Origin of the sequence: Schlesneria sp., assembly GCF_036405755.1 — a bacterium.
In the GTDB taxonomy this organism is placed as follows: Bacteria; Planctomycetota; Planctomycetia; order Planctomycetales; family Planctomycetaceae; genus Schlesneria; species Schlesneria sphaerica.
Genome location: NZ_DASWWZ010000119.1, coordinates 1 through 3,922, shown reverse-complemented (window position 1 = coordinate 3,922; position 3,922 = coordinate 1). Strand labels below are relative to the sequence as shown.

Sequence of the window (3,922 nt, the reverse complement as noted above, 5' to 3'; positions counted from 1 at the left end):
ACTGACATCCTTATGATCTGTCGATTGACGAGTCTCTCTCAACACGATGAGACTGCGAAAAGGCGTGTTACTGGGCTAAACTGACGTCAATCTCATTTCTCGTGCTGGAGCCTGTCTCGACATCATGATCTGCATTTCTGTCACTCCCGAATCGCGTCAACTGGCAAAAGTCGACATTTACAACGCCGCGAATCAATGTGATCTGGTCGAAGTTTGCCTCGACCGCCTGCACAAAGAACCGGACGTCAAAGACATGATCTCCGGATGCAAGAAGCCGGTGCTGATCTCCTGCCGGCCTCCGCACGAAGGGGGAAAATTTGACGGGACCGAAGACGAACGGCTGGCACTTCTTCGCCAGGCGATTATCGCGGGTCCCGACTATGTGGAACTGGATCCCGTTTCAGCGATGAAGATTCCCCGCTTCGGCAAAACTCAGCGTGTGGTCAGTTTCGCCAGCCTGACTCGCCCCCTGAACGACGTCGAAGAGGCATTTGAAGAAGCGACTCGTTGTCAGGCAGACATCGTCAAATTCACGTGGCCTACCCAGACCCTCGAAGCGGCCTGGCCGTTACTGGCGGTGGCCAGCCAGAAGCGGGTGCTTCCCGTCGTCGGTCTGGGACTGGGACGCAGTGGGCTGACGTTTTCGCTGCTGGGGCGGAAATATGGTTCGCCCTGGATCTACGCGGCGCTCGAGAAGGGGATGGAAGCCTTCCCGGGACAGCCGACGGTGGGGGAACTGGATGATGTCTACCGCTGGCGCAGCGTAGATGGCAAGACCCGATTTATCGGCGTGGTTGGCGAAGGAGTCATGGAACATGCGATTTCAAAGATTCTCAACGCAGGCTTCGACATTCTGGGCATGAACACCCGCTGTCTGCCGCTGGACTTCAAGTCCCTCGATCAACTCCCCAAGATGCTCGATATCCTGAAGGTTCCGGCGATGATTGCCACCCCGGATGCAGGGCGTCGAGTCATGGGGTTGGCGTCCAAGGGGGACGATGTGGCTCAAGCAGCGCAGCACAGCGACGTCGTCATTAAAGGGACCGACGGCTGGCAGGCCCATAACCTGATCTGGAAATCGGCGGTGCGGGCCCTGGAAGAAAAAATGGGGCGAAAGTCTGCCGAGGATCGGCCTCTAGACCGTCGGAACACGTTGATCATCGGCTCGAACGGACTGGCAATCTCGCTGGCTCAAGGGGCAAAAAGAAGGGACGGGCTGGTCAGCATCTGTTCGGGGGACGAGGTTGAAGCACAGAAGATTGCTCGCGAATGCGAGTTGCGCTATGTCCCCGTTGCCAAGCTGTACGAAACGCTGGTGGACGTGATCGTGCTCACGACGAACACGCTCGACTATGCTTCGAAGAAGACGCCGCTCAATCCGTCGCTGTTCCGGCCAGGCATGACTGTCATGGATCTCAGCCGACTTCCGGGCGAGTCGGAATTTACACAGGAGGCGCGTGGTCGCGATTGTAAGGTGGTTGATCCCGCCGAAGTTTTCGTTAGTTACATCGGCGCCCTGTTCAAGTCACTGACGGGTCAGGACCTTCCACCGACTGCGATTGCAGAGGGACTGATGGACTGAGCGGCACGAGCGGAATGCTCTGGGTTTGCAGGAGGTTTCATCCCTTCTACACGCCGTCTGAAATCGTACCAGTGAAAAAGCCACATGCGACAATTCTGCCGCGTGTGGCTTTTTCGATTTGACGCGGGAAGAGCGGGATCACGCATCATGGTCAAGCCGGGGTGTCCCCGGACCTACTTTGCGACGGCCTTGAGGCTGATCGACTTCCCACTTGCTCCTTCTTTCGTGGCGATGGGGATCTTCCAGTGCGTAGTCCCAACCTTGCAGACACCACCATTTCCGTCACGGCAGTATCCGTAAGTCAACGAGAGGATGGCCGTGGCGGTTCCCGTTTTCCGGACCGCGGGCAGCGACAGGCTGATCGACGTCCCTTTCGCTTCAATTTCCTGCTTGACCCCGAGCTGGTCGTCTGCGAACAGAGTCTGACCTTCATCGGCTTTGAGTCGATATGAGACCGGCATCAACTCGTTCAACTTGAAGCCCTCAGGCAGTTCAAGCTCAACCTGGACCGCGATACTGTCGGTGGGACTCAGGTCCTGGGACTCGATTTCGGTCGCCTTGACGGGTTCGCTGGGAAGGGCGAAGGGGCTGTCGGAAAGCTGGGGGGCAGTCAGTCCCGTAATCATAAATTCTGTTGACTTTCTGGTATTCATCTCGATGACGACAATACGGTGGTTGTTCGTGTCAGCAACATAGGCCTTACCTCCGGCGATCGCAATTCCGGCAGGCTCCGCAAGCTGCAAAGGTTCGAGTGTCGTACCGGGCTGGCCATTTCCAGTCCACGTTTTCACCTCGCGGGTTTCCAGATTGACCTGCTTGATCTTGTGGTTGTAACTATCGGTAACGAACAGTGTCCCATTATGAATTGCCAGTCCCAGCGGATGCTGCAGCCGTGCGTCTTCACCGGCACCGTCGATATCACCAAACTCAAACAAACTTCGGCCGCGTGGCAGGTCGTGAGTCCCGGCAATCGTCGTAACCTCACCTGTCGGGCTCGTGAGATCGTTGTCGGGATTCGTCGAGATCTTGCGGATGGATGAGCCTTCACTGTCGACCACGTAGAGAAACGAGCCGTCGTTGACGATTCCTGATGGCTGGGCCAGCGCGGATTCTTCCAGACTGCCATCAATGATGTCTTCTCGACCCGAGCCGGCATATTGCGCGAGGGTTTCGGAGCCCAGTTTATGAGCCCAGATCTGATGCGGGCCGGCCATCGCGATATACAGTGTCCCATCGACGACGGTCAGGTCCCAGGGACTATTCAATGCTGTCTGGAGCAAGGGCCCCCCCGGAGAACGCGTCCGGCTTTGTTCCCCGGTTCCTGCCAGTGTCGAAACAGTCTTGCGTTCCAGATCGACGGTCCTCAGCAGATGGTTCTCGGTATCGGCAACGTACAAGGTCTGATCGACCAGTACCATCCCTTGCGGGTGATCGAACTGAGCTTCTGAGTAGCCTCCATCCTTGTGCCCAATGGCGCCGGCCCCGATGACATCGAGTAACTTGCCGTCGAGTGTGCTGACGACGATGCGATTATGGTTACTGTCAGAAATGAACAGACGACCATGCTGCTCGTCGACCACGATCTTGCCTGGAAAACGCAGTGGCGTATCCTTGACCTTGTTCCGTTCGAGATCGAAGCGGACGGGGGTTTCGTCCAGTGTCCCCTTCGTTTTGTGGTAGGCGATCAGTCGTTCGATCACTTCTTCCAGCAGTTCGCGATTTCCTTCTCCGGAAACATAGCCGCAGTAGTATCCTTCCGGGTCGAGGACGACAAGCGAGGGCCATGAGTTCACGCCGAACTTACGCCAGATCGTCATATTGGCATCGTTGACGACGGGATGTTCAATCTCGTAACGCAGGATTGCTTTGCGGATGTTTCCCGTTTCTTTTTCGTTGTCAAATTTGGCGGAGTGAACACCGATCACCACGAGCTCATTGGGATACTTGTGTTCAAGGTACGCCAGATCGGGCAGGACATGAATGCAGTTGATGCAGCAGAACGTCCAGAAGTCGACCAGGACAATCTTGCCACGCAGATCTTTGACTGAAATTGGGCCGGCCGCGTTGAGCCATTCAACCCCGCCATCCAGTTCGGGTGAGGGATGTCGTCGGGGGAAGGGATTTTCAACGCCTTCCGGTTCGGCCACTTTGGCTTCTTGCGCGACAACCGGAGTCGCTGATGCTACCAGAAGGAACAGGCTGCAGAGAACGACCCCGAGCGGGACCGTCCAAGACGATGGTTTGAGGTTCGAAAGCACGAGACTCATCAGACGCATCTCCATTGTCGCGGCTCAAATTAACGAATCAGACTCCCGGCCAGTTCCATACCGACCCGAACGC

The 3,922-nt window shown here is 56.6% G+C and carries 2 protein-coding genes; one reads left to right on the top strand and one right to left on the bottom strand.

From position 1 onward, the window contains the following. Window positions 1-124: 124 nt before the first annotated feature. A complete protein-coding gene (locus VGE80_RS04110; protein WP_440591769.1) occupies window positions 125-1,582 on the top strand; it encodes a type I 3-dehydroquinate dehydratase in 1,458 nt (485 codons plus the stop codon). Between the two features lie 173 nt (window positions 1,583-1,755). Here the strand turns inward: VGE80_RS04110 and VGE80_RS04105 are convergent, their stop codons facing one another. Further along, complete coding sequence (locus tag VGE80_RS04105; protein WP_440591768.1) at window positions 1,756-3,849, bottom strand: thioredoxin-like domain-containing protein; 2,094 nt, start codon at window positions 3,847-3,849, stop codon at window positions 1,756-1,758. Window positions 3,850-3,922 lie beyond the last annotated feature (73 nt).